Genomic DNA, 23,886 nt, shown 5'->3' on the forward strand with positions numbered 1-23,886 from the left:
CATGGCCTTCGTCCAAGCGGGCGCGCTCCGCTTCCACGTCCAGCGGCTCCCGGCCGGCGGGACCCCGGGCCCCGGCCGTCCCGGCGCCCCGGTCGTCGTGTTCCTCCACGGGCTGGTCGTCGACAACCTGTCCTCCTTCTACTGCCCCCTCGCCCTGCCGGCGGCCCGCGCCGGACACGAGACCGTCCTCTACGACCTGCGCGGCCACGGCCGCACCGAGCGCCCGGCCACCGGCTACGACACCCGCACCGCCGTACGGGACCTCTTCACGCTGCTCGGCGCGCTGGGCCTCGCCAGGCGCCCCGTCCACCTGGTCGGCAACAGCTACGGCGGCACCCTCGCGCTGCACGCCGCCCTGACCCGGCCCGACCTCGTCGCAGGGCTCACCCTCCTCGAACCCCCGCTCAGCGGGGCCTGGGTGGAGAACATGCTGGACACCCTGTCGGCCGCCGCACTCAGCCTGGAGGACACCCCGGTCCCCGCCGAACTGCTCACCCTGCGCCTGCGCAAGGCCGCCAACCTCACGGCCATCGCCGACGAACTCCTCAACCGGACCTCGCTGATCGACGACATCACCGGGAGCCGCACCTTCACCCCGGCCGACTACGCCCGGCTGCGCTGCCCCGTGCTGATCGTCTGCGGTGAACATTCCGAGCTCGTGCCCGGTGCGAGGGAACTCCTTCGCCACGTCCCGCGCGCCGCCTCCATCGAGATCCTCCCGGGCCTGGGCCACGACGTGTTGAAGGAGAGCAGCGGAACCCTGCGCAAGGCCGTACTCGCGCACCTCGACGCGACGGCCGACCTCGCCGCGCGCACTCGACGGCCGGGAGCTCTGATCCGATGAGGGTGCTCTTCACGGTCCCGCCACTGGCAGGGCACGTCAATCCCACCGTGGCCGTCGGCGCCGAACTGATCGCCCGGGGCCACGACGTCGCCTGGACCGGACCGGCCCCGGCCCTGGCCGCCCTGCTGCCCGCCCGGGCCCGGATCCTGCCCGCCGGTGAAGGGGAAGGCACAGGCGAGGGCGTAGGCGTAGGCGCAGGTGCAGGCGGGACGGCCGCGGAAGGCGGTACCGCGACCGCGGCCGGCGCGCGCACCGCCTACACCGCCCTGCACGAGCGCTGGCGCGATCTGCGCGGGGTCGCGGCGCTGCGCTTCCTCTGGGAGGAGGCCCTGGTGCCGCTCGCCCGCGCCATGGTGCCCGGGGTGACCCTGGCGGTGCGCGCGTTCGAGCCGGACGTGCTGGTCGCCGACCAGCAGGCCCTGGCGGGTCCGCTCGTCGCCCGCCGGCTCGGCGTCCCGTGGGTCACCTCCGCCAGCACCTCGGCGGAACTCACCCGGCCCTTCGCCGACTTCCCGAAGGTGGGCGAGTGGGTGGCCGGGCAGATCGGGGGCGTGCTCGCGGAGTTCGGGGACGCCGCCGGGGAGGCAGACGGCTGGGACCCCCGGTTCTCCGACCGGCTCGTACTCGTCTTCTCCACACCCGAACTCCTCGGGGACACACACGGCTTCCCGCCGCACTACGCCTTCGTCGGACCGGCGCTCGGCGCCCGTCCGGCCGCTCCCGGCTTCCCCTGGCAGCGGCTGGACCCGGCGCGGCGACGCGTCCTGGTGTCGCTGGGCACCCTCAACCAGGAGGCGGGGGCCCGCTTCTACCGCGAGGTACTGGGAGCCGCCCGCCAACTGGCCGCGCACGCGCAGTTCGTCGTGGCCGCCCCGGCCGCCCTCCTGGGGGATCCGCCCGGCCACGTGCTGCACCAGGAGCGGGTCCCCCAGCTGGAGCTGCTGCCGCACCTGGACGCCGTGGTGTGCCACGGCGGGCACAACACCGTGTGCGAGGCCCTCGCGCACGGACTGCCGCTGGTGGTCGCACCGATCCGGGACGACCAGCCGATCGTGGCCCGGCAGGTCGTCGAGGCCGGCGCCGGCGTCCGGGTGCGGTTCGGCCGGACCCGGGCCGGGGAACTGCGCGATGCGCTCACGGCCGTGCTGGACGAGCCCGGCCCCCGCCGGGAGGCCCGGCGGATCCAGGCCTCATTCGCCGCTGCGGGCGGCGCCGCCGCCGCGGCCGACCGGTTGGAGAAGCTGATATGACGCCACCCCCGTTCCCGCACGTCCGGTGGGTTCCGGCAGCGCTGCTCACCGTGCTCGCCGCGGGCACCGTGCGCACCCGTCGACGGCTGCGGGCCCTGCCCGTGCTGCCGCTGGTCCCGCCCGCGGCGGCCGGTGACATGCCGCGCCCAGCGGGGTGGCGGCTGCTCACCGCCCGGGGCGTCGAGCCCGACACCGCCACGTTCCTGAGCGCCTGCGCGTACGCCGAGCGCGAGGGGCTGAGGGTGCTGGACCTGCTGCCGGGGGACCTGGACGCCGAGCGGGCGCTCGGACTGCTGCGGCTGGTGGACCCGGCCCGCTACCGGGAGGACCGGCTCGGCGAGGGGCGCGGGGCCGGGCACGCCCTGCTCGTCACGCAGGAGGTGCTCGCGCGGGCCGGGGTGGAAAGCGGCCCGTCCCGCCCGACCCCCGCGGAACTCCTCACGCTCACCCGCCGGGTGAAGGAGTACGCGGCCGGCGCAACCGGGCTGGCCATCGCCCCGGCGCTCAGCTGCGGCCGGCCCGCAACGGCCCCCTGGGGCGCAGGCTCCGGGGCGGCGCGCGCCGCCGAGCTGCGGGCACAGGGCCTGCCCCCGGGGGCGCTCGCGGCCGCCCAGCTGGGCGGGCTGGCGCTGCTCGCGGGCGCCGCCGTACGCCAGGGCCCGTGGGCCGCCGCCGCGGCCGGGCTGTACTGGCTGCAGCCGTACCTCGCGCTCGGCGGGCCCGGCTCCCCACTGCGCCCCCACGACCTGGCCCGCTCCACGGCCGCCCGGCCGGCCCGCTCCCTCGCCGCCGCCCTGGGTACCGCCGCTGCGGCCGCCCGCGACCGGGGCGGGGCGCAGGACCCCGCCCGCGCCGCCGCCTACCGGGCCGACCTGGCCGCCGGCACCGACCGGTTCCTCGAACCGCGCCGCCCGGACTGCCCGTGGTGCGGATCTGGGCGGCTCTCGGTCCGGGTCGAGGTCCCGGACCTGCTCCAGGCGAAGCCCGGCCGGTTCACCCTGGAACAGTGCGGGGACTGCGCGCACGTGTTCCAGAACCCCCGGCTGACCATCGAGGGGCTGGAGTTCTACTACCGGGACTTCTACGACGGGCGCGGCGGCGAGGGCGCCGGCACCGTGTTCGGACGCCTCGGCGCGGCCTACCGGGCGCGCGCCGAAATGCTCCTCACCCACGCCGAGCCCCGGTCGTGGCTGGACGTGGGAACGGGCCACGGCCACTTCTGCAACGCCGCCCGGGCCGTCTGGCCCCGTACCCGGTTCGACGGCCTGGACATGGGCGACGGCGTCCGCGAGGCGGAGCGCCGGGGCTGGGTGGAGACCGGGTACCAGGGGCAGTTCCCGGAGTTCGCGTCGAAGCTGGCGGGCCAGTACGAGGTCGTCAGCATGTACCACTACCTGGAGCACACCCGGGACCCGCTCGCCGAACTCGACGCGGCGGCCGCCGTCCTCGCCCCCGGCGGCCACCTGACCATCGAGCTCCCGGACCCCCAGTCCCGCATGGCGGACCTCCTGGGCCCGATGTGGCTGCCCTGGTTCCAGCCGCAGCACCAGCACCTGATCCCGGCCCGGAACCTGCGCGAGGCGCTGGCCTGCCGCGGGTTCGAAGTCCTGGCCGAGGAACACGGCCCGGCCCACCAGGGCAACGACTTCTTCGGCGCGGTGGCGCTCACCGTGACCCGCCTGGCCCCGGACCCCGACCGGCCCTGGGCGCCGCCGTCCACGCCCCGCGCGCGGGCCCTCGCCACGGCCGTGCGGGCCGCCTCCCTCCCGTTCTTCGCCGCAGCCGCGGCCGTCGACGCGGTGCGCACGGCCGCGGCCCACCGCACCGACGGCGGCAACGCCTACCGCCTCCTCGCCCGCAAGGACGTCCCGTGAGGGGCCCGGCCCCGGCGCCGTTCGACCTGGCCCGGCGGACCACCGCCGACCCGCTGTTCCGGCTGGTCGCCTACGCCCTGGAGGCCGCGCACGGGCGGCCCCCGACCGCGGTGTGGAGCGCCCCGTACGCCTTCCACCTCGGCTCGCCCGGACTCGTCGCGGCGGCCGGCTGGCCCACGGCCGCAGCCGCCGCCCCGCGTGACGACGGGCTGGTCCGGCTCAGCTCCCTCGCCCACCCCGCCGACAGCTGCGACCTGCCGCTGACCCCGTCCGGGCCGCCGCCCGCCGCCCCCGACTGGGCCGTGCGCCCGTACGCGGTGCTACGGGCGCTGGCGTCGGCCGGCATCGGCCGCGGCGGGAGCGACCTGCACGTGCAGGGCTCGCTCACCGCGGCCGCCGGACTCGCCACCGCCGAGCCCGCCGAGTGCGCGATCGCCCTGGCGGTGGCCGACGCCCACACCGGCCCGGGCCGGCCCCCGGACCGGTCCGGCACGGCCCGGGTGCTGGCCGAGGCCCTGCCCGACGGGGACGACGCCCTGCGCCGGGCCGTCCTCTTCGCCCGGCGCGGCCGGGCGCTGCTGGACCCGGTCCCGGCGGACCGGCGGCGCCGGCGCTACGTCTCCTTCGACCCGGCCGCCTCGGGCGCGCGGCTGGTGCTGCTGGCCGTGCGCGGGGACCCGGCGGACCGGCCCGCGGAGCTGGCCCGGGCCGTGGACCTCACCCGCCGGGCCGGGGCCCTGAGCGCCTGGCAGCCCGGGCGGCGGCCCGGCCGGAGCGCACTGGTGCTGCTGCCCGAGTCACGAGTGGCGGGGGCCCGGGCCGCGGTCGCCGAGGGCTTCCGCGGACGCGGACGGCCCGTACCGCGGTTCCTGAACATCACCGTGTCCGGCGCGGCCCGGCGCGAGGAGTGACACCCCGACCGTCTCCACCTTCACCAGGAGGAACACCCATGCCCACACCCTCGCCCAAGACGGCCGCCAGACGCGGGGCCCGGCGCTCCGCGCTCGTGGCCGCCCTCGGTGCGGTCGGCCTGCTGGCCGCCTTCACCGTGGCCGGCTCCCAGGCCGCCGAGCGCGGCGCCGACGCCGGTCCGGCCGCCGCGGCGGCCCTGCCCTCGTACGACCACGTGGTGGTCGCCGTGTTCGAGAACAAGCAGTACGGCGAGATCATCGGCAACGCGAGCGCCCCGTACATCAACCAGCTCGCGACCGGCGGAGCGAGCCTGACCGGCATGAAGGCACTGACCCATCCCAGCCAGCCGAACTACTTCAACCTCTTCTCCGGAGGCACCCAGGGCATCACGGGGGACAGCTGCTTCACCCCGCAGTCGATGACGGCCCCCAACCTCGGCCAGGAGCTGATCGCGGCCGGCAAGACCTTCGCGACGTACAACGAAGACCTGCCGAGCGAGGGTTCCACGGCCTGCACGAGCGGCAAGTACGCGCAGAAGCACAACCCGTGGTTCGCCTTCAAGAACGTGCCGCTGAACACCGGCAAGACCTGGACGCAGTTCCCCCGCAACGACTTCGCGGCCCTGCCGAACCTGTCGTTCGTCGTGCCCAACCTGTGCAACGACATGCACGACTGTGCCGTCGGTACGGGTGACACCTGGACGAAGGACAACCTCGACGCCTACGCGCAGTGGGCCAAGAGCAACAACAGCCTGCTGGTCCTGACCTGGGACGAGGACAACTACCTGGGCTCCAACCAGATCGCCACCGTCTTCTACGGAGCGAACGTCAAGACGGGCACGTACACCACCGCCTACAACCACCACCACCTGCTGCGGACCCTCGAGGACCTGTTCGGCTCGCCGGCACACGCGGGCAACGCGGCCAATGCCCAGCCCATCACGGAAGTGTTCACCACCGGCCCGATCCCGACCCCCACCCCTACGCCGACCCCGACTCCCACCCCCACCACCGGTGACCTGAGGCTGGCCGACCCCGGACCGCAGACCTGCAAGTTCAACCAGTCCTGCACCATCCAGCTCACCGCGACCGGCGGCAAGGCCCCGATCCGCTACGCCGCCACGGGCCTCCCTTTCGGCCTGACCGCCGACCCCGGCACCGGCCGGATCAGCGGCAGGCCGTGGTCCGTCGCCACGGTCCGGATCACCGCCACCGCCACCGATGCCGCGGGAGTGACCGTCACCGCCGCGTTCCCCCTCACCGTCAACTGGTTCTGACGACACACCCGCGGCCGGACATGACCACCGCCGGTCCTGCGCTATAGTTGACCTTGAGCTCGGGGCCGCGAAAAGCGGTCCGCGGGGCACGCGTTGGTGGTCCAAGGAAAGACACCCCACTTCCCGTGGGGGGATGCAGGTGCAAGGCCTGCCCAGCGCTCGATCAAGGCCCCGGCCTCCTCATGGAGACCGGGGCCTTTTCGTCGTGTCCGTGACCGGGCAGGAATGGAGAAGCCAAACCCGTCCGTCGGCCGTAGCGTGGCCCGCATGGACACCGGTTGCGCTACGGCCGGTCGCGAGGACGGAGAAACGACGAGCATGGCCACGAGGACGGACACGCAGTCGCCCACGCTGCACGCTGCCGACACCCATGACGTGATCCGCGTGCACGGCGCCCGCGAGAACAACCTCAAGGACGTCAGCATCGAGATCCCCAAGCGCCGGCTGACGGTGTTCACGGGCGTCTCCGGATCGGGCAAGAGCTCCCTGGTCTTCAGCACGATCGCCGCCGAGTCGCAGCGGCTGATCAACGAGACGTACAGCGCCTTCGTCCAGGGCTTCATGCCGACGCTGGCGCGGCCCGAGGTCGACGTACTCGACGGGCTGACGACCGTGATCACCGTGGACCAGCAGCGCATGGGCGGTGACCCACGCTCCACCGTCGGTACCGCCACCGACGCCAACGCCATGCTCCGCATCCTGTTCAGCCGGCTCGGACAGCCGCACATCGGCCCGCCCGGCGCCTACGCCTTCAACGTCCCCTCCGTCCGGGCGAGCGGTGCGATCACCGTCGAGCGCGGCGCCAAGAAGGCGGTGAAGGCCACCTTCAACCGCACCGGTGGCATGTGCCCCCGGTGCGAGGGCCGCGGCACCGTCTCCGACCTCGACCTCGCCCAGCTCTACGACGACACCAAGTCGCTCTCCGAGGGCGCCGTCACCATCCCCGGCTACGGCTCCGACGGCTGGAACATGCGGCTCTACAAGGAGTCCGGCCTCCTCGACCCGGACAAGCCGATCCGCTCGTACACCAAGAGGGAACTGCACGACTTCCTCCACCACGAGCCGACCCGGATGAAGATCGCGGGCATCAACATGACCTACGAGGGACTGATCCCGCGGGTCCAGAAGTCGATGCTCTCCAAGGACAAGGAGTCGATGCAGCCGCACATCCGGGAGTTCGTGGACCGGGCGGTCACCTTCACCACCTGCCCCGCATGCGACGGCACCCGCCTCAGCGAGGGCGCCCGGTCCTCGAAGATCGGGGGGATCAGCATCGCCGACGCCTGCGCCATGCAGATCAGCGACCTCGCCGACTGGGTCCGGGGCCTCGAAGAGCCGTCGGTGGGGCCGCTGCTCGACGCGCTGCGGCAGACCCTCGACTCCTTCGGGGAGATCGGCCTCGGCTACCTCTCGCTCGACCGTCCGTCGGGCACGCTCTCGGGCGGCGAGGCGCAGCGCGTCAAGATGATCCGCCACCTCGGCTCCTCGCTGACCGACGTGACCTACGTGTTCGACGAGCCCACCACGGGCCTGCACCCGCACGACATCCAGCGGATGAACGACCTGCTGCTGAGGCTGCGGGACAAGGGCAACACGGTGCTCGTCGTGGAGCACAAGCCGGAGACGATCGCGATCGCCGACCACGTCGTCGACCTCGGTCCCGGCGCCGGAACCGCAGGCGGCACCGTCTGCTTCGAGGGCACCGTCGAGGGGCTGCGCGGCGCGGGCACCGTCACCGGCCGGCATTTCGACGACCGGGCCGCCCTCAAGGAAAAGCCGCGGACCCCCACCGGCGCCCTGGAGGTCCGCGGCGCGACGACGCACAACCTGCGGGGCGTCGACGTCGACATCCCGCTGGGGGTGCTGGCCGTCGTCACCGGCGTCGCCGGCTCCGGCAAGAGCTCGCTCGTGCACGGCTCGCTCGTCAAGGGCGGGGGAGCCGCGGGGGCGGGTGTGGTGTCGGTCGACCAGGGCGCGATCCGCGGCTCCCGGCGCAGCAACCCGGCGACGTACACCGGCCTGCTCGACCCGGTCCGCAAGGCGTTCGCCAAGGCCAACGGCGTGAAGCCGGCCCTGTTCAGTTCCAACTCCGAGGGCGCCTGCCCCACCTGCAACGGGGCCGGCGTCGTCTACACCGACCTCGCCATGATGGCGGGCGTCGCCACCACCTGCGAGGAGTGCGAGGGCAAGCGCTTCCAGGCGTCGGTACTGGAGTACCGCCTCGGCGGCCGCGACATCAGCGAGGTCCTCGCGATGCCGGTGACCGAGGCCGCGGAGTTCTTCGGCGACGGCGAGGCACGCACCCCGGCCGCCCACCGCATCCTCGAACGGCTCGCCGACGTCGGGCTCGGCTACCTGACCATCGGACAGCCGCTCACCACCCTCTCCGGCGGCGAGCGGCAGCGGCTCAAGCTGGCCACGCACATGGCCGACAAGGGCGGTGTCTACGTCCTCGACGAGCCGACAGCCGGACTGCACCTCGCCGACGTCGAGCAGCTGCTCGGCCTGCTCGACCGGCTCGTGGACTCGGGCAAGTCCGTCATCGTGGTCGAGCACCACCAGGCGGTCATGGCGCACGCCGACTGGATCATCGACCTCGGTCCCGGAGCCGGCCACGACGGCGGCCGGATCGTCTTCGAGGGCACACCGGCCGACCTCGTCGCCGCCCGCTCCACCCTCACCGGCCGGCACCTCGCCGCGTACGTCGGCAGCTGACCGCCTTTCCACCCGCCCGGCCACCGGCGCCCTTCGTCGACCTCGACGTGCGAAGGGCGTCAGACGGCGGGGGAGGGGATGTAGGCCAGGCCGTGGGCGCCCGGTTCGCCCGCGCGCTCGACGTGCAAGGTCGCCACCGTCTGCCTGCGCGGCAGGTCCACCACCGTCACCGTGCTGGACGAGACGGCCGCGACGTAGCCGTAGCGGCCGTCGGGCGACGAGGTGATCGTCAGGGGAAAGGCGCCGACCTCCACACTGCCGAGGTCCTCGCCGTCCTTGCCGTACACGTGCAAGAGCCCCGGGGCCTGCTCGCCGAGCGCCGCGCCGCCCGCCCGCATGCGCAGCTCACCGGCCAGGACGAGATCCGTGGCGGTGACGTGCACGGGGAAGACGGGGCCGTCCGTGCGGTGGGTCCGCACCACGGCGCCGGTGGCCGTGTCGATCACCCGGACCCCGGCCCCGGGCTGCGGGCCCGTGACGGTCAAGTCCCCCTTGGGGGCGGCCGCGTACACGTACCGTCCGTCGCGCGAGGCCGCGATTCCCTCGCTCCCCGGCACCGCGATCCGGCCGGCCGGCGTACCCGAGCCGATGTCGAGGACCGAGAGGAACGGCGCCTCCTTGTTCGCGCTGTACGCACGGCTCCCGTCCGGAGTGAGCGTGAACCAGTGCGGGCCGGGCGCCCCCACGGGCAGCCGGCGTACGGGCTCCAGGGAGTCCGCGTCGAGCGCCACCAGGGCGCCCTCCTCGTCGCCGTGCGCCTCGACGCTCACCCACAGCAGGCCGCCCGAGGGGTCCAGGGCGATGCCGTGCGGCGCGCGTTCCGGCGCCAGGTCGACGACGTCGAGGATCCGGCGCCGGTCGGGATCGATGACCACCAGCTCATGGGCCCGCCCGGTGTTGGCGTGGTAGTAGCCGGAGCGGTAGGTGATCGTGGCGTACAGCCGCCGCCGTACCGGGTCGAAGCACAACTCGTGCGGTTCGCTGGGGACTTCGATCACTTCGAGCCGGCGGAAGTCCACCGCGTCGAAGAAGGTGACCGTGGGGCCGCTCTGGCTCGCCACGGCGAGTACGTCGTTCGTTGTCCGTGTCATGGACCAGAGCCTGGACCGGCCGGACGATTAACTCCAGTGCACTTGTGGCAAGGTGTGATTGCATGCAACGCAAACGTGCTGGCCGTGCCCGAGCCGCACGGCCCTTCGAGTGACGGGAGACACAGTGCGGGACGGACCCGAACGGCAGCTGGACCTCAACCTGCTGGTCGCCCTCGACGCGCTGCTGGAGGAGGGGAGCGTCACCGGGGCCGCCGCGCGCCTGCACGTGTCCGCGCCCGCCATGAGCCGCACCCTCGGCCGCATCCGCACGGTCCTGCGCGATCCCGTGCTCGTACGCGCCGGACGGGAGCTCGTCCCCACCCCGCGCGCCGTCGAACTGCGACCGCGCGTCCGCGCCCTCGTCCATCAGGCACACGCCCTCCTGGTACCCGAGCCCGTCACCGACCCGGCGCGACTGACCCGCGAATTCACCGTCCAGGCAGGCGAGATGCTGCTGCCCGGACTCGCCCCCCGGCTCGTGCGCGCCGTCGTGGACCAGGCCCCCGGAGTCACCCTGCGCTTCATGCCGGAGGCCCTGGAAGGTACACCCGCCCTGCGCGAGGGCCGGCTCGATCTCGAAATCGGCGTCATCGGCCACCCCGATCCGGAGACCCGGATCGAATCCCTGGGCCGGACCCGCCTCCTGGCCGCCGTGCGCGCCGGACACCCCCTGGCACGCCGCAAGACGGTCACCGCCCGGGCCTTCGCCGCCGCCGATCACGTCGGGGTGTCCCGCCAGGGCCGGGTCCGCGGCCCCGTGGACGACAGGCTGGGCGAACTCGGGCTGAGCCGCCCGGTGGTCGCCGTCGTACCGTCCTGGAGCGCCGCGCTCTTCCTGTGCCGGGAGAGCGACCTGGTCTGCCTCACCCCGGCCTGCGCCCCGTCCCGCCCTCACGAACTGCTGGGCCTGCACACGTTCGAAGTGCCGCTGGAACTGCCGCCCGTCGCCCTCGGCATGGCGTGGCACCCGCGCAACGACGCCGACCCCGGGCACGGCTGGCTCCGTGACCGGGTCCGGGAAAGCTGGCGGGCCGGCGGCTTTTCGGGGTAGACGGGCCGCGACGAAAGGACGGCCGGGATGGGCGAGTTGTTGGTCGGTACGTGTTCCTGGACGGACAAGGCACTTGTGGGCAGCGGGTGGTACCCGCCGGGGCGGCGCGATCCGGAGGGGCGATTGCGGCACTACGCCGAACGGTTCCCCGTCGTGGAGGTCGACGCCGGCTACTACGCGCTCCCCAGCGTGCGCAACAGCATGCTCTGGGCCGAACGCACCCCGCCCGGCTTCCGCTTCGACGTCAAGGCCTTCTCCCTCCTCACCGGCCACCCGACCCGCAAGGCCGCCCTGCCCGCCGACCTGCGGGGCCACGACAGCGGCGACCCGGAGCTCCTCGACGAGGTCTGGCACCGTTTCGGCGCGGCCCTGCGCCCGCTCGCGGAGACGGGCCGGCTGGGCGCCGTACTGTTCCAGTTCCCGCCCTGGTTCGTCCCGGGGGAGCGGGCGGAGACCGCCTTGCACCGCATCCGGAAGCGGGCGCCCGAGTGGCCGGTGGCGGTGGAGTTCCGCCACCCCGACTGGTGGCGCGAGGGCGGGCGGGAGCGCACCGCCGCCCTGTTGCGGGACCTGGACGCCACCGCCGTGGCCGTGGACACGGCCCGGGCGCTGCCCACCTCCATACCGCCGGTCACGCCGGTCACGTCCTCGAAGCTCGGGGTGGTCCGCTTCCACGGCCGCAGCCGCGCCTGGGGCACCGGCAGCAAGGAGGACCGCTTCCGCCACACCTACACGGAGGGCGAGTTGCGCGAATGGCTGCCGCGCCTGCGCAGCCTCGCGGACCGGGTCGAGCAGCTGCACGTCCTGTTCAACAACTGCTGCGGCGACGCCGCCGTACGGGCCGCGGAGACCATGCGGAACCTGCTGGGCCGGCCCGAGCGGGCGGACGGGTCGGCTGACCGGGTGCCGTCTTGAGCCGGTTTCCCGGCGCCACCGGGTCCGGCGGGAAACCCGCGCACGGAGGCGGAACGGTCCTGCCGCCCGGACGGGTCCCGGCCGCACCGGTCCCCGGTGCCCGGGCCGCGTGCGCGAGCGGACGGCCCGCGGCACCGGCACCGCGCGGCACGAGCACCCTCAGGATGCCGCGGGCACGGCCCACGGCGACCCGCGGGATCAGCGGCGCGCGCCCCGCGAGGTCGGGCGGTGCGGCCTATCCTGGAAACGGCGGCTGGTAGCGCGAGCGGCCTCCCGGCCGCCGGGCCCGGCCACGGGCGCGCACCCCTCTCCGAACCACCGCGCCCGCGTGCCGGCTCAGCGCCCGGGTCACGACGCGGCCTCCGTGTGGCCGACGCAGGCGGGAGGAGCGGACCGTGCCGGAACAGGGTGAACGCCGGATCGTGCTGGTCCGGCATGCCAAGGCGGTACCCAAGGACGTCACCGAGGACTTCGAGCGCGGCCTGGCCGACCGGGGCTGCCACGACGCGCCGCGTGCGGGCAACTGGCTGGAGCGGTCCGGATACGGCGTGGACCTGGCTCTGTGCTCCTCGGCCCGGCGGGCCCGCCAGACCTGGCAGCTGATGCTGCCCCTGCTGAGCGAGCCGCCCCCCACCCTCTACCAGGCCCGGCTCTACGAAGCCGAGGCGCACGACCTGCTCGCCGTCGTCGCGGAGGCCGCGGCCGAGGTGCACGGCCTCGTGCTGGTCGGGCACAACCCGGCCATCCGCGAAGTCGCCAGGAGCCTGTGCGGCACAGGCCCGAAGAAGCTCGTGCAACGCCTCGGGGCGGCCTTCCCGACCTCCGCCGTCGCCGTACTGGCCGTGAAGGGAGGCTGGGACGACGTGGCGCCGGGGGCGGCCCGTCTGGCCGCCTTCTGGGCACCGGGCGACGACTGAACGAGGAGCGGTGCGACGCGGCGGAAGCCGCGCGACGGTGCCGCGGGTGGCACAGTGGGTGCATGTGTGGCCGTTACGCATCCACCCGCGCCCCCGCCGACCTGGCCGGCCTCTTCGAAGCCCGCTGGGACCCGCGCGAGACGCTCGCCCCGAGCTGGAACGTCGCTCCCACCGACCCGGTCTGGGCCGTCGTCGAACGCAAGGACCGCGCCACGCACGCCGTGGAGCGCAGGCTGCGCGCCGTGCGCTGGGGGCTGGTCCCGTCCTGGGCCAAGGATCCGGGCGTCGGCGCCCGGATGATCAACGCCCGGGTGGAGACGGTCCACGAGAAGCCGGCCTTCCGCCGGGCCCTCGCCAAGCGGCGGTGCCTGATGCCGGCGGACGGCTTCTACGAGTGGCAGACCGAGCGGACCGGGAACGACGGGAAGACCTACAAGCAGCCCTACTTCATCCGTCCCGAGGACGCGTCGGTGATGGCCATGGCCGGGTTGTACGAGTTCTGGCGGGACCGCAGCGTCGCCGACGACGACGATCCGGCGGCCTGGCTCACGACGGCGACCGTCATCACCACCGAGGCCGCGGACGCGGCCGGCCGCATCCACCCCCGGATGCCCCTGGCACTGGACCCCGCGGACTACGAGGCCTGGCTCGACCCCGCCCACCAGGACGTCAACGCCCTGCGTGCCCTGCTGCACACGCCGGCCGACGGCCGGCTCGCGGTACGGGCGGTGTCCACCGAGGTCAACAGCGTCCGGAACAACGGCCCCCACCTCCTGCAGGACGCCCCGGCCCGGTGAGGAACGAGGCCGCCCGCTCACCCCACGTGCCGACGTCGGCGCGGGTACGGGAGACGTGGAGCTCCGCTCCGGGCAGTGAGCGGGCCAGGGTCCGCGCCGTCGACAGCGGATGGCCGGGGTCGCCCTCCCAGGCGAGGACCAGGGCCGGCAGGCGCAGCGCGGCGAGCGAGGCGGGTGCGGGCAGATCGGAGAGCGCGAGCCCCCGCAGGACCGCCGGGAGGATCCGCTCCGGCGGTGTCGGCGGGAACCCGGGGACATCGGCCACCACCCGCGGGGGCGGCCGCTCCTGCCTCCCGGCGAGCCAGGCGCCCACCCCCTGCCGCTCGACGGTCTCGGCGGCGGCCCTGTCGGCCCGCGCGTGCGCCTGACGCGTCGTCCACGCGGTGGGCGGGATCAGCAGCACCAGCGCGGAGAACCGCTCCGGCGCCCGGACGGCGGCGTGCAGTACGGTGGCGCAGCCCATCGAGGAGCCCAGGGCGTCGGCGGGCCCGGAGGCGCCCAGGTGCCCGAGGAGGGCCAGCAGGTCCTCCGCGAGGCTGTCGTACGTGTAGTCGGTGTCCACGGCGCCGCCCGTGGACCGACCGTGGCCCCGGGCGTCGTACCGGACCAGGCGCCGCCCCGCCCGCAGGAGTGGCGCCCAGTCGAACAGGCCCATCCGGTCCTCGACCGCCTGGCTGACGAAGCCGCCGTGCGCGTACACGGCGAGCGGACCCGCGCCGTAGTCGTCGTACACGAGTTCGGCGCCGCGGTGCCGGAAGCGGCCTTCGCGGCCGGTCGCGTCCATCGCCGGGCCTCCTCGTGTCAGGCCGCTCGTGTCGGGTCGCTGCCGCAAGGCAGCTCGCGCCAGGCCGCCCGGTCAGGACCGCCCGTCAGGACCGCCCGGTCAGGACCGCTCGTCCTCGGGGGAGCCGAAGTTGCCGTAGCCCTGGAGGTCGTGCGCCGTGCGGCGGCTGCCGTCCGTGGGGAACGTCTGGGCTTGGGCCTCGCGCCGCTCCTCGCTGCGCCCGGCGTCCGCCGGGCGACGGGGCTGCTCGGCCGCGGCGGGCGGCTTCGGCTCGGCGGCGCGGCGTTTCATGCCCCACCACACCGCGCCGATCAGCACGACGACGACGATCACGCCTACCGTCGAGGCGAAGGCGGTTCCCGAAGCGCTCATCGCGAGCGCGGTGGCCGAGTTCATCATGGAGCCGTTTCCTTTCCCGGGGCGCCGCACCGGGCCGCCTACGGCCCGGTGCGGACGTCCTCTTGTCCCCGTCGCGGCTGCCCGGCGCACGGCGGGTGAAACGGCGAGAGCGGCACGCTCAGTGCCGGGTGTGCCCGTTGGGGGAGAGGTGGTAGACGGCGAAGGCCCGGTCGATGACGGGCATCGCGACGTTGCGCACCCGGATCCCCCCGGCGGTCATCCCGTGCTCCTTGCCGGCGTGGGCGTGCCCGTGGATGGCGAGGTCGGCGCCCGCGTCGTCGACGGCCTCCGCCAGCAGGTAGCTGCCGAGGAAGGGGTAGATCTCCCTCGGTTCCCCCGCAAGGGTGTCCTCGACGGGCGAGAAGTGCGTGAGCGCGATCCTGATGTCGCAGTCGGAGCCGCGCAGTTCGTGCAGGGACTCCCGCAGGCTGTTGGCGCTGCGACGGGTGTACTGGACGAAGGACTTCATCTCGGGTTCGCCGAAATCGCTGGCACAGCGGCCTGCGAAGCCGCCGCAGAAGCCCTTGGTGCCGGCGACGCCGACTTTCGTGCCGGCGATGTCGAGGACCACGCCGTCGCCTTCCAGCACGTGCACCCCCACCCGGGCGAGTTCCTCGGCGACGGCGGCCTCCTGGTCGCTCTGGTAGTCGTGGTTGCCCAGCACGGCGGCCACCGGCACGGGCAGCCCCGCCACTTCGTGGGCGACGACGCGTGCCTCTTCGGCAGTGCCGTGCCGGGTGAGGTCACCGGCGAGCAGCAACAAGTCCGCATGGGCGCCGAGGGTCTCGAAGGCCGGCCTCAGCGTTCCCTCGCTGCCCGGTCCGAGGTGGATGTCCCCGACGGCCGCGACGCGGATCATGACAGCTCTTCCGAGTGGTCGGGCGGCGCCGCGCAGTTCACCGTCACGTCCTGGTGCCAGGCCACGCCGGCCAGTTCCTCCCCGGCGATGCGCAGGACCTCCGCCCGGCAGTCGGCGCTGGTCACGCTGCCCGAGAGGTGCGCGGTGGCCCCGTGCATCTCGATCCGTACGCCCAGCTCGGCGATGTCCTCGCGGGCCAGCCGGTCCCGCAGGTGCTGGATGCGGTACTCGATCAGCTCGGCGGTGTTCATACCGTTCATACGGGTTGTCCCCTCGCTCCGACTCGCTGCGGCTCGCTTACCGGGCCCTCGCCGGACTCATGAGTTCCGCGCCGTTCATGTGGTCCACGTCCTTCCTCGGTGCGATGACCCGCAGCCGTTCGAGCAGGTAGAAGAACGCGTCCGCCAGGGGAGCGTCCTGATGGGCCCGGAACATGCGGTCCCAGTCGATCTGCTCGCGCAGCATCCGGGCCATCGGCAGCAGGTCGCCGAAGTCGCAGTAGTGCTCGCACAGTGCGGCGAGCCGGCTGTCCATGAGGTCGGTGGGGGACAGGACCGGCATCCACACCGAGTCCACGGGCAGCACCACCGCGCGGTCCAGCAGTTCCCGGCTCACCGGACGACGGGCGAGCTCGAAGATGAGGTCGATCTCCTCGCCGCCCGAGCGGCCCTTGACCAGCCAGTCCTCGGGAGCCCGACGCATGGAGATCCCGCCCTCCTCCAGCGCCTTGATCACGGTCTCGGCGTCCTCACGGATGACACAGAAGTCGGTGTCGTGCTGGAAGCGCGGCGGCAGGCCGTGCGCGAACGCGGCCACGCTCCCGGCCAGCGCGAACGGCTGACCCGACGCCTTCAGCAGCGCCGCGACCCGTTTCGTGGTCTCCAGAATGGCCTGCGTGTGGTCGTGCGGCAGCGGTCCGTCGCTCTGGGCGGGGCCGCGCAGGTCCGAGAGGGTGGCCTCACCCTCGGGTCGGGCAGAACGGTTCTTCGCAGAGTGGCTCACGGCAATCACTCACTCGTCCACTGGCTCGTTCCTGAGCGGCCGCGGGGTGTCCGCAGCCGCGGAGGCCGGCAGTCAGTCCTCACCGCGCACGATATTCCACTTGGTGACGCGGCGCGCGGGCTCGTCGTCCCGCCGGTTCTCGTTCGCCGGTGCTCGTCCTTCGCCGGTTCTCCACCGGTTTCTCGCTGGTCGTCCGCCGACCGGGTTCCACCGGTGAAGGACGGGTGCCCGCTGCGTCGCGGACCATTCGTTCAGCGGCCGCCTCCCGGCTCTGCCATACGGTGGTGCATCAGGGCCTTCACCCGGTCGGGCAGGACGCGGTTGGCCACGGCGCCCTGGAGCTTCGTCTTCACCGAACCGGCGACGATCTTCTGCCGGCCCTCCGTCATCGCCCGGAACCCCTGCTCGGCCACCAGGGCGGGGTTGTCCTTCTTGGCGCGCCCGACGCGGGTGTCGAGCATGTGGGCCCGCCGGAAGAAGTCCGTGGCGGTGGCGCCGGGCATCAGGGAGGTGACGGTGACGCCGGTGCCCTTGAGCTCGTCGGCCAGGGCCTGGCTGAACGACTGGAGGAAGGACTTCGACGCGTTGTACACCGCCTGGTAGGGGCCGGGCATCGTGGAGGCGATCGACGAGGTGATCAGCACCCGCCCGCTCCCGCGGGCGACCATCTCCGGCAGCAGACGTTTGGCCAGGTGGACGGTGGCGGTGACGTTCAGGTCGATGACGCGGGCGTCGTCCGAGAGGTCGGTGTCCAGGAAGGCGCCGCCGCTTCCGACGCCCGCGTTGAGGGCGAGCGCGCTCACCGGGCGGCCGGTGCCGGAGATCGCTCGGCAGAGCGTTTCGACCCCGTCGTAGAGGGCGAGGTCGGCGCGCACGGCGGTGACGTCGGTGCCCTGCTCGCGCAGTTCCTCCGCGGCGAGGGCGAGGCCCCCGTCCTCGGCGGTGACGAGCAGGTCGTACCCGTGTCCGGCGCATACGCGGGCGAGTTCGAGGCCGATGCCGCTGGAGGCGCCGGTGATGACGGCCAGAGGGCGATGGGTGTCCATGTCGCTGCGGCTACCCGTCGCCCGTGCCGATACGCCCCAGCCCCACCGATACGCCCCGCCCGCGCCGATACGCCCCGCCCGTCAGGACTCGGCGGCCACCCGGACGCTCCTGACCTCGCTGTCGGCGGCGTCCGGCACGACCATGCCCGCCTCTACGCCCGTCCGGAGGTACTGCAGCACCTCGTGCGTCAGGCGGTCCCCGGGCACCACCACGGGGATGCCGGGCGGGTACGGGGTCAGCATCTCCGCCGAGATCCGGCCCACGGCCCGTTCCAGCGGTACCTGCTCGGCCGGACCGAAGAAGGCGTCGCGGGGCAGCGCGGCGGACTCCATGCGCATTCCGGCCGGGTCCGGGACGTCCACCCGGCGGGCCGGGCGCAGCTCGTCCGCGTGGGCGACCAGGTCCCGCAGCGCGTCCAGGAGCCGGTCCGCGGTGTCCTGCCCGTCGGCGTGCGTCAGCTGGGCGCTGATCCGGCGGTGGTCGGACAGGTGCAGGTTGATCTGCCGGTGCTCGCGCAGCCAGTCGGCGGCCCGGTAGCCCGTCGTCCCGAGCTCGGTGATGTCGATGATGATCTGGAGGGGGTCGAGGTCGAACGCCAGGCCCGGACCGCAGAAGTCCTCGCGGCCGTGCACGTGCATGCCGTCGATCCCGTCGATCCGCTTGCGGACCGACTCCGCCAGCGCCAGCGCGTCGTCGTACAGGGCCCTGCCGTGCTCGACCATCTGCCGGCGCCAGCCGTCCAGGGCGGCGTAGATCAGGACCGAGGGGCTCGTGGTCCCCAGCAGGTCTTCGCGGCTCTTGAGCACCTCCGGCCGAACGAGATCACCCTGGAGGTGGAACACCGATCCCTGTTCCAGCCCCGAGCCCATCTTGTGCACGGAGGTGACGCACACGTCGGCTCCGGCGTCCATGGCCCAGGTCGGCAGGTCCGGGTGGAACGGCAGGTGCGCCCCCCACGCCTCGTCCACGATCAGCGGCTTCCCGTGCTCGTGGCAGACCCGCGCGATAGCCGCCAGGTCGCTGGAGGTGCCGTACGGGGTGGGGCCGGTGACCAGGGCGCCCTTGGCGTCCGGGTGCGCGGCGAAGGCGGCGGCGAACGCCTCGGCGGACGGCGGGTGGGCGAGGTGGCGCTCGGCGTCCCAGCTGGGCTCCACCCACACCGGCCGGATGCCGGAGAGGATGAGCCCCGACACCACGGACTTGTGGGCGTCACGGCCCACCAGCAGCTCCTCGTGCGGCCCGGCCACCGACAGCATGGCGGACTTGACCGACAGCGAGCTGCCGCAGGTGGAGAAGAAGGCGTGATCCGCCCCGACGGCGTCCGCCATGAGCTGCTGCGCACGCTCCAGTACGCCGTGCGATGAGGTGCGGTCGTCGAGCCCGCTGGTCGCCAGGACGTCGGAGACGAACACCGCGTCGCCCAGAACCGCGCGGACCCGGGGATCCGCGCCGCGCGCCTGCTTGTGCCCGGGGGGTGTGAACGGGGTCTGGCCGCTCGCGTGATAGGCCGCGAGGGCGTCGAGAACGGGGGCTTCTGACTGGTCCATGCGGGCGCGCCTGCCCGGCCGGCCCCACCCGAAACAGCCGACCGGGGGGGACCGCCCGCACGGGTGAGGGTGCAGGAGACGCCCGGCCGGGGGACTCAGTCGAGCCGGATCGCGAACAGGCAGGCGTCGTCCTCGTGGTCCTCGGCCGGATCGGCGGACATCACCCGGTCGAGGGTTTCGGCCGCTCCCAGCCCGGCGCAGGACTCCAGCGCCTTGCGCAGCGTGTCGATCCCGTACGTGATGTCCTGGCCCCGCCGCTCCACCATCCCGTCGGTGTACAGCAGCAGCAGGTCCCCGGAGCGCAGCGGGACGGTCGCCGTCGCGTACTCGTGCCCGGGCAGCAGGCCGAACAGCGGCCCGCGGTGCTCCGTGTCGAGAGTCGTGGCCGTGTCCCCGCGCAGCAGCAGGGGAGCGGGGTGACCGGCGCTCGCCCACCGCAGGTTCCGCGCGGCGTCGATGTGGCCGATGATCCCGGTGGCGGTCTCGGCCGCCGGGTCGGAGCACAGCAGTTCGTTCAGCCAGGTGGCTAGCTGACCGGCATGGGTGCCGGGGGAGTGCGCCAGCCCCGCGAGCGCGTGCCGCTGCTGCGCCATCCGGGCCACCGCGTTCAGGCCGTGGCCGCACGCGTCCCCGATCGCCAGCAGGATCCGGCCGTCCGGCAGCAGGCGGCACTTGTACCAGTCCCCGCCGACCGAGGCGTCCTCCTCCGCCGGCAGGTACGCCGCCGCCACCGAGACGCCCAGCCCCTCCAGCTCGGCGGAGTGCGTGGGCAGCAGGGCCTCCCGCAGCGCCGACGCCACCCGGTGCTCGGCCGCGGCCTCCTCCCGCAGCCGCTCCGTCTGGCGGCGGGTCGTCGCCAGACGCTGCCGGCTGCGTACCTGGGCCGTGAGGTCGCGGGCGATGAGCCGCAGCACCCAGGGCAGCCCGTCCGCGGCGATGACCGGGTGCCCGACCAGGGTGAGGGTGCGGACCTCGCCGAGCACCATGAAACGGACCTCGGCGCCGGGCGGCTCCTCGCCTTCGAGCATGGCCGTCATCAGCTTCGCGAAGCGCGGCACGTCCTCCGGGAGTACCGCGTCGCACAACTCCGTCAGGGACAGCGGCCGGGCCGGATCGGTGCGGAAGATCGAGGCGAGGCCCTCGGACCAGACGACCGCTCCCGACAGCAGGTCCCAGGTGCCCCACCCCATGGAGGCGATGTACTGGGCGTCGAGTGACATCATCTCCGTCCGGTTCAGGGCCGGACGCCAGGTCGTCAGCACCCTGTCCCCGCAGGAGGCGGCGTCGTACAGCAGCTTCGTGCGGTGCAGCCCGTCGCGGTGCTGCTCGGTGTAGTCCACGGCGTACGAGTGGACGGCGCGCCCGGTCTCCAGCACCCCGCTCAGGGCGTCCACCAGGCCGCCCGCCGCCGCGCCGGGCTGCACCTCCAGGAGCCGCCGGCCCACCTGGGCGTCGGGCGCGTCGAGCCACTGCGCGCAGCGGACGTGGTTGCCCGCGCGGACCGTGAAGTCGACGACCCGGCCCTCCGCGTCCCGTACGGGCGCGAGCAGTGCCGCAGAGACCGGGATCGCGGGCATGGCCGCGCACACGCACCCCCAGGGGTCGTGGCCGCCCTGCCCGTCGCCGTCGTCGGAGCAGGAGTGCGGGGCTCCCTCGCCCCCGCCGCACGGGCAGCTGTCCGAGGGGTCCCGGCCCCGCGGGGTTTCGTCCTCGCGGCGTACTCCCGCGTCGCGGCGGGCGGCGGCGCGCAGAGCCGCCACCTCCCGCGTGATCAGCAGCTTCAGGGAAGCGGTGTCCTGCGGGACGACCGGGCTCATCCTGCGGGACCGTCGGTGCCGAGTTCCCGCAGTGCGGGGAGCAGGGTCGACTGCGCCCATTCCAGGAACGGCTCCTGGTGCTGACCGCCGATCTGGACGAGCGCGACCTCCGAGAAGCCGGCCTCCACGAAGGGGCGTACGGCGTCCACGAAGGCGTCCACGTCGTCCCCGCACGGCACGGCCTCGGCGACGTCCTCGGGGCGGACGTGCTGGGCCGCCTGGTCGAAGGAGGCCGGTCCGGGCAGCTCCGCGTTGACCTTCCAGCCGCCCGCCGACCAGCGGAACTGCTCGTGGGCCCGCTTGACGGCCGCGTCACGGTCCGGGTCGTAGCACACCGGCAGCTGGCCGACGCGCGGCTTGCCGGCGCCCCCGGCCCGGTCGAAGGCGTCCAGCAGCTCGCGTTCGGGTTCGATGGCGATGACCAGATCGGCGAGCCGCCCGGCGAGGTCGCAGGACTTGTCGCCGGAGACCGCGATGCCGATCGGCGGCGGGTCCGCGGGCAGGTCCCACAGCCGGGCGTTCTCCACGTCGAAGTACTGTCCGTGGTGGTTGACCGAGCGCCCTTCGAAGAGGCCCCGGATGATCTCGACGGCCTCCTCCAGCATCTCCAGCCTGACGTGCGCCGCGGGCCAGCCCGGCCCGATCACGTGCTCGTTGAGGTTCTCGCCCGAACCCAGGCCCAGCCGGAACCGCCCGCCCGACAGCAGCTGCATGGTCGCGGCCTTCTGGGCGACGACCGCCGGGTGGTACCGCATGGTCGGACACGTCACGTACGTCATCAGCGGGATCCGAGACGTGGCCTGCGCCGCCGCGCCGAGGACGCTCCACGCGTAAGGGGAGTGCCCCTGCTCCTCCAGCCACGGGAAGTAGTGGTCGGAGGTGACGGAGAAGTCGAAACCCGCCCGCTCCGCGCCGACCACGTGCTCGACCAGCTCCCGGGGGCCGGCCTGCTCGGTCATCATCGTGTATCCGATTCGCACCATGGGCCGCGTCTTACCGGTCTGCCCCGGAGTGAAACCTGAACGTGGGCCGTATGGAGGAGGCGGGCGGGGGCGTGCGGCGCGCACGGGCGTGCGAGGGGCCAGGCTGGGCAGTCGAAGGGATATTCCCTGCCGAAACAGATGACAAGGGAGTTCGTCGTGGCCCACGCAACCGATCCGCCCGACCCCCGGCCGGCGCACGGCGGTGGCCCCGGACCCGCGCCGCGCACGCCGGACGACACGGTCGCGGGGGCCGTCCGCTCCCGCGTGGGCCTGCGCGTCAACGGCGTCCACCACGACCTCGACCTGGACCACCGGGTCACGCTGCTCGACGCCCTGCGCGAGCAGCTGGACCTGACCGGTGCCAAGAAGGGCTGCGACCACGGGCAGTGCGGCGCCTGCACCGTCCTCGTCGACGGCCGGCGCGTCAACAGCTGCCTGCTCCTCACCGTCGCCCTCGACGGCTGCGAGATCACGACCGTGGAGGGCCTCGCCGCCCCCGAGGGCGCCCTTCACCCGCTCCAGCGCGCCTTCATCGAACACGACGCCTTCCAGTGCGGCTACTGCACCCCCGGTCAGCTCTGCTCCGCCGTCGGCGCGCTCCGCGAGGCGGCCGCCGGGCACCCCTCGCACGTCACCGCCGCCACGGCCTTGGCTGCTGCCGGGCCCGCCGTGCTGAGCGCCGAGGAGATCAGGGAACGGCTCAGCGGAAACCTCTGCCGCTGCGGCGCCTACCCCGCCATCGTCCGGGCCGTCGCCGAAGCGGGCGCGGACGCCGCGGCCACCGCGACCGGAGCGGAGGTGACCGCGTGAAGCCCTTCGCCTACGTACGCGCCACCACCCTCCGGGAAGCGGCCGACGCCTACGCCGCCCACCCCGGCTCCCGTTACCTCGGCGGCGGCACCAACCTCGTGGACCTGATGAAAGTGGGCGTCGAGACCCCCACCGCCCTCATCGACATCTCCCGGCTGCCTCTGGAGGAGATCACCGAACTGCCCGACGGCGGCCTGCGCGTCGGGGCCATGGTCCGGGGCACCGACCTGGCCGCCGACCCGCTCGTGCGCACCCGCTACCCGCTCCTCAGCCAGGCGCTGCTCGCCGGCGCCTCCGGACAACTGCGCAACGTCGCCACCACCGGCGGCAACCTGCTCCAGCGCACCCGCTGCGCCTACTTCCAGGACCTCTCCAAGCCGTGCAACAAGCGCGAACCCGGCAGCGGCTGCGGGGCCCGCGAGGGAATCCACCGCGACCACGCGGTACTCGGGCACTCCGAGCACTGCATCGCCACCCAGCCCTCGGACATGGCCGTGGCCCTGGCCGCGCTGGACGCCGAAGTCGAGCTGTACGGCGGCCCGGACACCACCCGTACGGTCGCGGCCGCCGAGTTCCACCGGCTGCCCGGCGACCGCCCCGAGCAGGACACCGTCATCCGCCCGGGGGAAATCATCACGGCGGTGCTCCTGCCCGCCCCGGCCCCGGGCGCCGTCTCGCTCTACCGCAAGGCCCGCGAACGCGCCTCGTACGCCTTCGCCCTCGCCTCGGTCGCCGTCGTCCTCGACCTCGACGACGGCCGCGTGCGCCGCATCTCCCTCGCCTTCGGCGGCCTCGCCCACCGGCCCTGGCGCGCGACCACCGCCGAGGCCCGGCTGACCGGCTCCGCACCGCACTCCGACGCCGTCCGTGCGGCCGTCGACGCGGAACTCGCGGGGGCGAGGCCCCTGCGCGACAACGCGTACAAGATCCCGCTCGCCCGCAACCTCGCCTGCGACGCCATCGCCACGCTGGCCGGCGCGCCGTAACCGGTTCCAC

The 23,886-nt window shown here is 73.9% G+C and carries 22 protein-coding genes; 12 read left to right on the plus strand and 10 right to left on the minus strand.

The annotated features are described in order from the left end of the window. Nucleotide 1 precedes the first annotated feature (1 nt). The 6 genes from OHA81_RS28880 to OHA81_RS28905 all read left to right on the plus strand — a co-directional run bounded on the left by OHA81_RS28880 (nucleotide 2) and on the right by OHA81_RS28905 (nucleotide 8,871). Nucleotides 2–844, plus strand: a complete 843-nt coding sequence (locus OHA81_RS28880; protein ID WP_329200711.1) for an alpha/beta fold hydrolase — start codon at nucleotides 2–4, stop codon at nucleotides 842–844. Next, the gene (locus OHA81_RS28885) at nucleotides 841–2,094 is read left to right on the plus strand and encodes a glycosyltransferase (protein WP_329200712.1); all 1,254 of its coding nucleotides are present in this window, start codon (nucleotides 841–843) and stop codon (nucleotides 2,092–2,094) included. The genes OHA81_RS28880 and OHA81_RS28885 overlap by 4 nt, the downstream gene beginning before the upstream one ends. After that, nucleotides 2,091–3,968 carry a class I SAM-dependent methyltransferase gene (locus OHA81_RS28890; protein ID WP_329200714.1) on the plus strand — a complete coding sequence of 626 codons (1,878 nt, stop codon included), beginning with the start codon at nucleotides 2,091–2,093 and terminating at the stop codon, nucleotides 3,966–3,968. The genes OHA81_RS28885 and OHA81_RS28890 overlap by 4 nt, the downstream gene beginning before the upstream one ends. Then, entirely contained in the window at nucleotides 3,965–4,879 is a 915-nt protein-coding gene (locus tag OHA81_RS28895; protein ID WP_329200716.1) for a galactokinase, read from the plus strand. The genes OHA81_RS28890 and OHA81_RS28895 overlap by 4 nt, the downstream gene beginning before the upstream one ends. Before the next feature lie 38 nt (nucleotides 4,880–4,917). Further along, nucleotides 4,918–6,156: an alkaline phosphatase family protein gene (locus OHA81_RS28900; protein ID WP_329200717.1), complete on the plus strand. Its 1,239-nt coding sequence runs from the start codon at nucleotides 4,918–4,920 to the stop codon at nucleotides 6,154–6,156. 318 nt (nucleotides 6,157–6,474) lie between these two features. Next, nucleotides 6,475–8,871 carry an excinuclease ABC subunit UvrA gene (locus OHA81_RS28905; RefSeq protein WP_329200718.1) on the plus strand — a complete coding sequence of 799 codons (2,397 nt, stop codon included), beginning with the start codon at nucleotides 6,475–6,477 and terminating at the stop codon, nucleotides 8,869–8,871. A 59-nt stretch (nucleotides 8,872–8,930) separates the two neighbouring features. Here OHA81_RS28905 and OHA81_RS28910 read toward each other — a convergent pair whose 3' ends face one another. Beyond that, entirely contained in the window at nucleotides 8,931–9,962 is a 1,032-nt protein-coding gene (locus OHA81_RS28910) for a YncE family protein (RefSeq protein WP_329200719.1), read from the minus strand. A 124-nt stretch (nucleotides 9,963–10,086) separates the two neighbouring features. Between OHA81_RS28910 and OHA81_RS28915 the strand changes: the two genes are divergently transcribed. From OHA81_RS28915 to OHA81_RS28930, 4 genes are all read left to right on the plus strand, one after another. After that, nucleotides 10,087–11,013, plus strand: coding sequence for a LysR family transcriptional regulator (locus OHA81_RS28915; RefSeq protein WP_329200721.1), 927 nt, complete (start codon nucleotides 10,087–10,089; stop codon nucleotides 11,011–11,013). A gap of 27 nt (nucleotides 11,014–11,040) precedes the next feature. Further along, nucleotides 11,041–11,928, plus strand: a complete 888-nt coding sequence (locus OHA81_RS28920; protein ID WP_329200722.1) for a DUF72 domain-containing protein — start codon at nucleotides 11,041–11,043, stop codon at nucleotides 11,926–11,928. Nucleotides 11,929–12,323: 395 nt separating this feature from the next. After that, the gene (locus tag OHA81_RS28925; RefSeq protein ID WP_329200724.1) at nucleotides 12,324–12,845 is read left to right on the plus strand and encodes a SixA phosphatase family protein; all 522 of its coding nucleotides are present in this window, start codon (nucleotides 12,324–12,326) and stop codon (nucleotides 12,843–12,845) included. A 62-nt stretch (nucleotides 12,846–12,907) separates the two neighbouring features. Next, nucleotides 12,908–13,642: an SOS response-associated peptidase gene (locus OHA81_RS28930; protein ID WP_329200726.1), complete on the plus strand. Its 735-nt coding sequence runs from the start codon at nucleotides 12,908–12,910 to the stop codon at nucleotides 13,640–13,642. Here the strand turns inward: OHA81_RS28930 and OHA81_RS28935 are convergent. The 9 genes from OHA81_RS28935 to OHA81_RS28975 form a co-directional block, all read right to left on the minus strand. Further along, nucleotides 13,587–14,426 carry an alpha/beta fold hydrolase gene (locus tag OHA81_RS28935; protein ID WP_329200728.1) on the minus strand — a complete coding sequence of 280 codons (840 nt, stop codon included), beginning with the start codon at nucleotides 14,424–14,426 and terminating at the stop codon, nucleotides 13,587–13,589. The two genes, OHA81_RS28930 and OHA81_RS28935, sit on opposite strands and share 56 nt — an antisense overlap. A gap of 99 nt (nucleotides 14,427–14,525) precedes the next feature. Further along, nucleotides 14,526–14,825, minus strand: a complete 300-nt coding sequence (locus OHA81_RS28940; protein WP_329200730.1) for a DUF6479 family protein — start codon at nucleotides 14,823–14,825, stop codon at nucleotides 14,526–14,528. 118 nt (nucleotides 14,826–14,943) lie between these two features. After that, nucleotides 14,944–15,684: a metallophosphoesterase family protein gene (locus tag OHA81_RS28945; protein ID WP_329200732.1), complete on the minus strand. Its 741-nt coding sequence runs from the start codon at nucleotides 15,682–15,684 to the stop codon at nucleotides 14,944–14,946. After that, a complete protein-coding gene (locus OHA81_RS28950) occupies nucleotides 15,681–15,944 on the minus strand; it encodes a hypothetical protein (RefSeq protein WP_329200735.1) in 264 nt (87 codons plus the stop codon). The genes OHA81_RS28945 and OHA81_RS28950 overlap by 4 nt, the downstream gene beginning before the upstream one ends. Before the next feature lie 37 nt (nucleotides 15,945–15,981). Further along, nucleotides 15,982–16,686, minus strand: a complete 705-nt coding sequence (locus tag OHA81_RS28955) for a nucleotidyltransferase family protein (protein ID WP_329200736.1) — start codon at nucleotides 16,684–16,686, stop codon at nucleotides 15,982–15,984. Between the two features lie 251 nt (nucleotides 16,687–16,937). Further along, nucleotides 16,938–17,732: an SDR family NAD(P)-dependent oxidoreductase gene (locus tag OHA81_RS28960; RefSeq protein WP_329200738.1), complete on the minus strand. Its 795-nt coding sequence runs from the start codon at nucleotides 17,730–17,732 to the stop codon at nucleotides 16,938–16,940. A gap of 81 nt (nucleotides 17,733–17,813) precedes the next feature. Then, complete coding sequence (locus OHA81_RS28965; RefSeq protein ID WP_329200740.1) at nucleotides 17,814–19,280, minus strand: aminotransferase class I/II-fold pyridoxal phosphate-dependent enzyme; 1,467 nt, start codon at nucleotides 19,278–19,280, stop codon at nucleotides 17,814–17,816. A gap of 95 nt (nucleotides 19,281–19,375) precedes the next feature. Further along, nucleotides 19,376–21,097, minus strand: a complete 1,722-nt coding sequence (locus tag OHA81_RS28970; protein WP_329200743.1) for a PP2C family protein-serine/threonine phosphatase — start codon at nucleotides 21,095–21,097, stop codon at nucleotides 19,376–19,378. Continuing rightward, nucleotides 21,094–22,080 carry an LLM class F420-dependent oxidoreductase gene (locus OHA81_RS28975; protein ID WP_329200745.1) on the minus strand — a complete coding sequence of 329 codons (987 nt, stop codon included), beginning with the start codon at nucleotides 22,078–22,080 and terminating at the stop codon, nucleotides 21,094–21,096. Before OHA81_RS28975 ends, OHA81_RS28970 begins: the two co-directional genes overlap by 4 nt. Nucleotides 22,081–22,236: 156 nt before the next feature. Here OHA81_RS28975 and OHA81_RS28980 point away from each other — a divergent pair, with 156 nt between their 5' ends. Together OHA81_RS28980 and OHA81_RS28985 are read left to right on the plus strand one after the other, a co-directional pair. Continuing rightward, the gene (locus OHA81_RS28980; protein WP_443056708.1) at nucleotides 22,237–22,890 is read left to right on the plus strand and encodes a 2Fe-2S iron-sulfur cluster-binding protein; all 654 of its coding nucleotides are present in this window, start codon (nucleotides 22,237–22,239) and stop codon (nucleotides 22,888–22,890) included. After that, a complete protein-coding gene (locus tag OHA81_RS28985) occupies nucleotides 22,887–23,876 on the plus strand; it encodes an FAD binding domain-containing protein (protein ID WP_329200747.1) in 990 nt (329 codons plus the stop codon). Before OHA81_RS28980 ends, OHA81_RS28985 begins: the two co-directional genes overlap by 4 nt. The last annotated feature ends 10 nt before the right edge of the window (nucleotides 23,877–23,886 follow it).

Origin of the sequence: Streptomyces sp. NBC_00667, from assembly GCF_036226825.1 — a bacterium.
Classification (GTDB): domain Bacteria; phylum Actinomycetota; class Actinomycetes; order Streptomycetales; family Streptomycetaceae; genus Streptomyces.

Excerpts from the sequence above, each read along its gene's own strand:
- OHA81_RS28950 (WP_329200735.1), bottom strand. The coding sequence starts at position 15,944 with ATGAACGGTATGAACACCGCCGAGCTGATCGAGTACCGCATCCAGCAC.
- OHA81_RS28910 (WP_329200719.1), bottom strand. The coding sequence starts at position 9,962 with ATGACACGGACAACGAACGACGTACTCGCCGTGGCGAGCCAGAGCGGC.
- OHA81_RS28965 (WP_329200740.1), bottom strand. The coding sequence starts at position 19,280 with ATGGACCAGTCAGAAGCCCCCGTTCTCGACGCCCTCGCGGCCTATCAC.
- OHA81_RS28945 (WP_329200732.1), bottom strand. The coding sequence starts at position 15,684 with ATGATCCGCGTCGCGGCCGTCGGGGACATCCACCTCGGACCGGGCAGC.
- OHA81_RS28960 (WP_329200738.1), bottom strand. The coding sequence starts at position 17,732 with ATGGACACCCATCGCCCTCTGGCCGTCATCACCGGCGCCTCCAGCGGC.
- OHA81_RS28970 (WP_329200743.1), bottom strand. The coding sequence starts at position 21,097 with ATGAGCCCGGTCGTCCCGCAGGACACCGCTTCCCTGAAGCTGCTGATC.
- OHA81_RS28880 (WP_329200711.1), top strand. The coding sequence starts at position 2 with ATGGCCTTCGTCCAAGCGGGCGCGCTCCGCTTCCACGTCCAGCGGCTC.
- OHA81_RS28905 (WP_329200718.1), top strand. The coding sequence starts at position 6,475 with ATGGCCACGAGGACGGACACGCAGTCGCCCACGCTGCACGCTGCCGAC.
- OHA81_RS28920 (WP_329200722.1), top strand. The coding sequence starts at position 11,041 with ATGGGCGAGTTGTTGGTCGGTACGTGTTCCTGGACGGACAAGGCACTT.
- OHA81_RS28930 (WP_329200726.1), top strand. The coding sequence starts at position 12,908 with ATGTGTGGCCGTTACGCATCCACCCGCGCCCCCGCCGACCTGGCCGGC.
- OHA81_RS28940 (WP_329200730.1), bottom strand. The coding sequence starts at position 14,825 with ATGATGAACTCGGCCACCGCGCTCGCGATGAGCGCTTCGGGAACCGCC.
- OHA81_RS28885 (WP_329200712.1), top strand. The coding sequence starts at position 841 with ATGAGGGTGCTCTTCACGGTCCCGCCACTGGCAGGGCACGTCAATCCC.
- OHA81_RS28935 (WP_329200728.1), bottom strand. The coding sequence starts at position 14,426 with ATGGACGCGACCGGCCGCGAAGGCCGCTTCCGGCACCGCGGCGCCGAA.
- OHA81_RS28890 (WP_329200714.1), top strand. The coding sequence starts at position 2,091 with ATGACGCCACCCCCGTTCCCGCACGTCCGGTGGGTTCCGGCAGCGCTG.
- OHA81_RS28900 (WP_329200717.1), top strand. The coding sequence starts at position 4,918 with ATGCCCACACCCTCGCCCAAGACGGCCGCCAGACGCGGGGCCCGGCGC.
- OHA81_RS28975 (WP_329200745.1), bottom strand. The coding sequence starts at position 22,080 with ATGGTGCGAATCGGATACACGATGATGACCGAGCAGGCCGGCCCCCGG.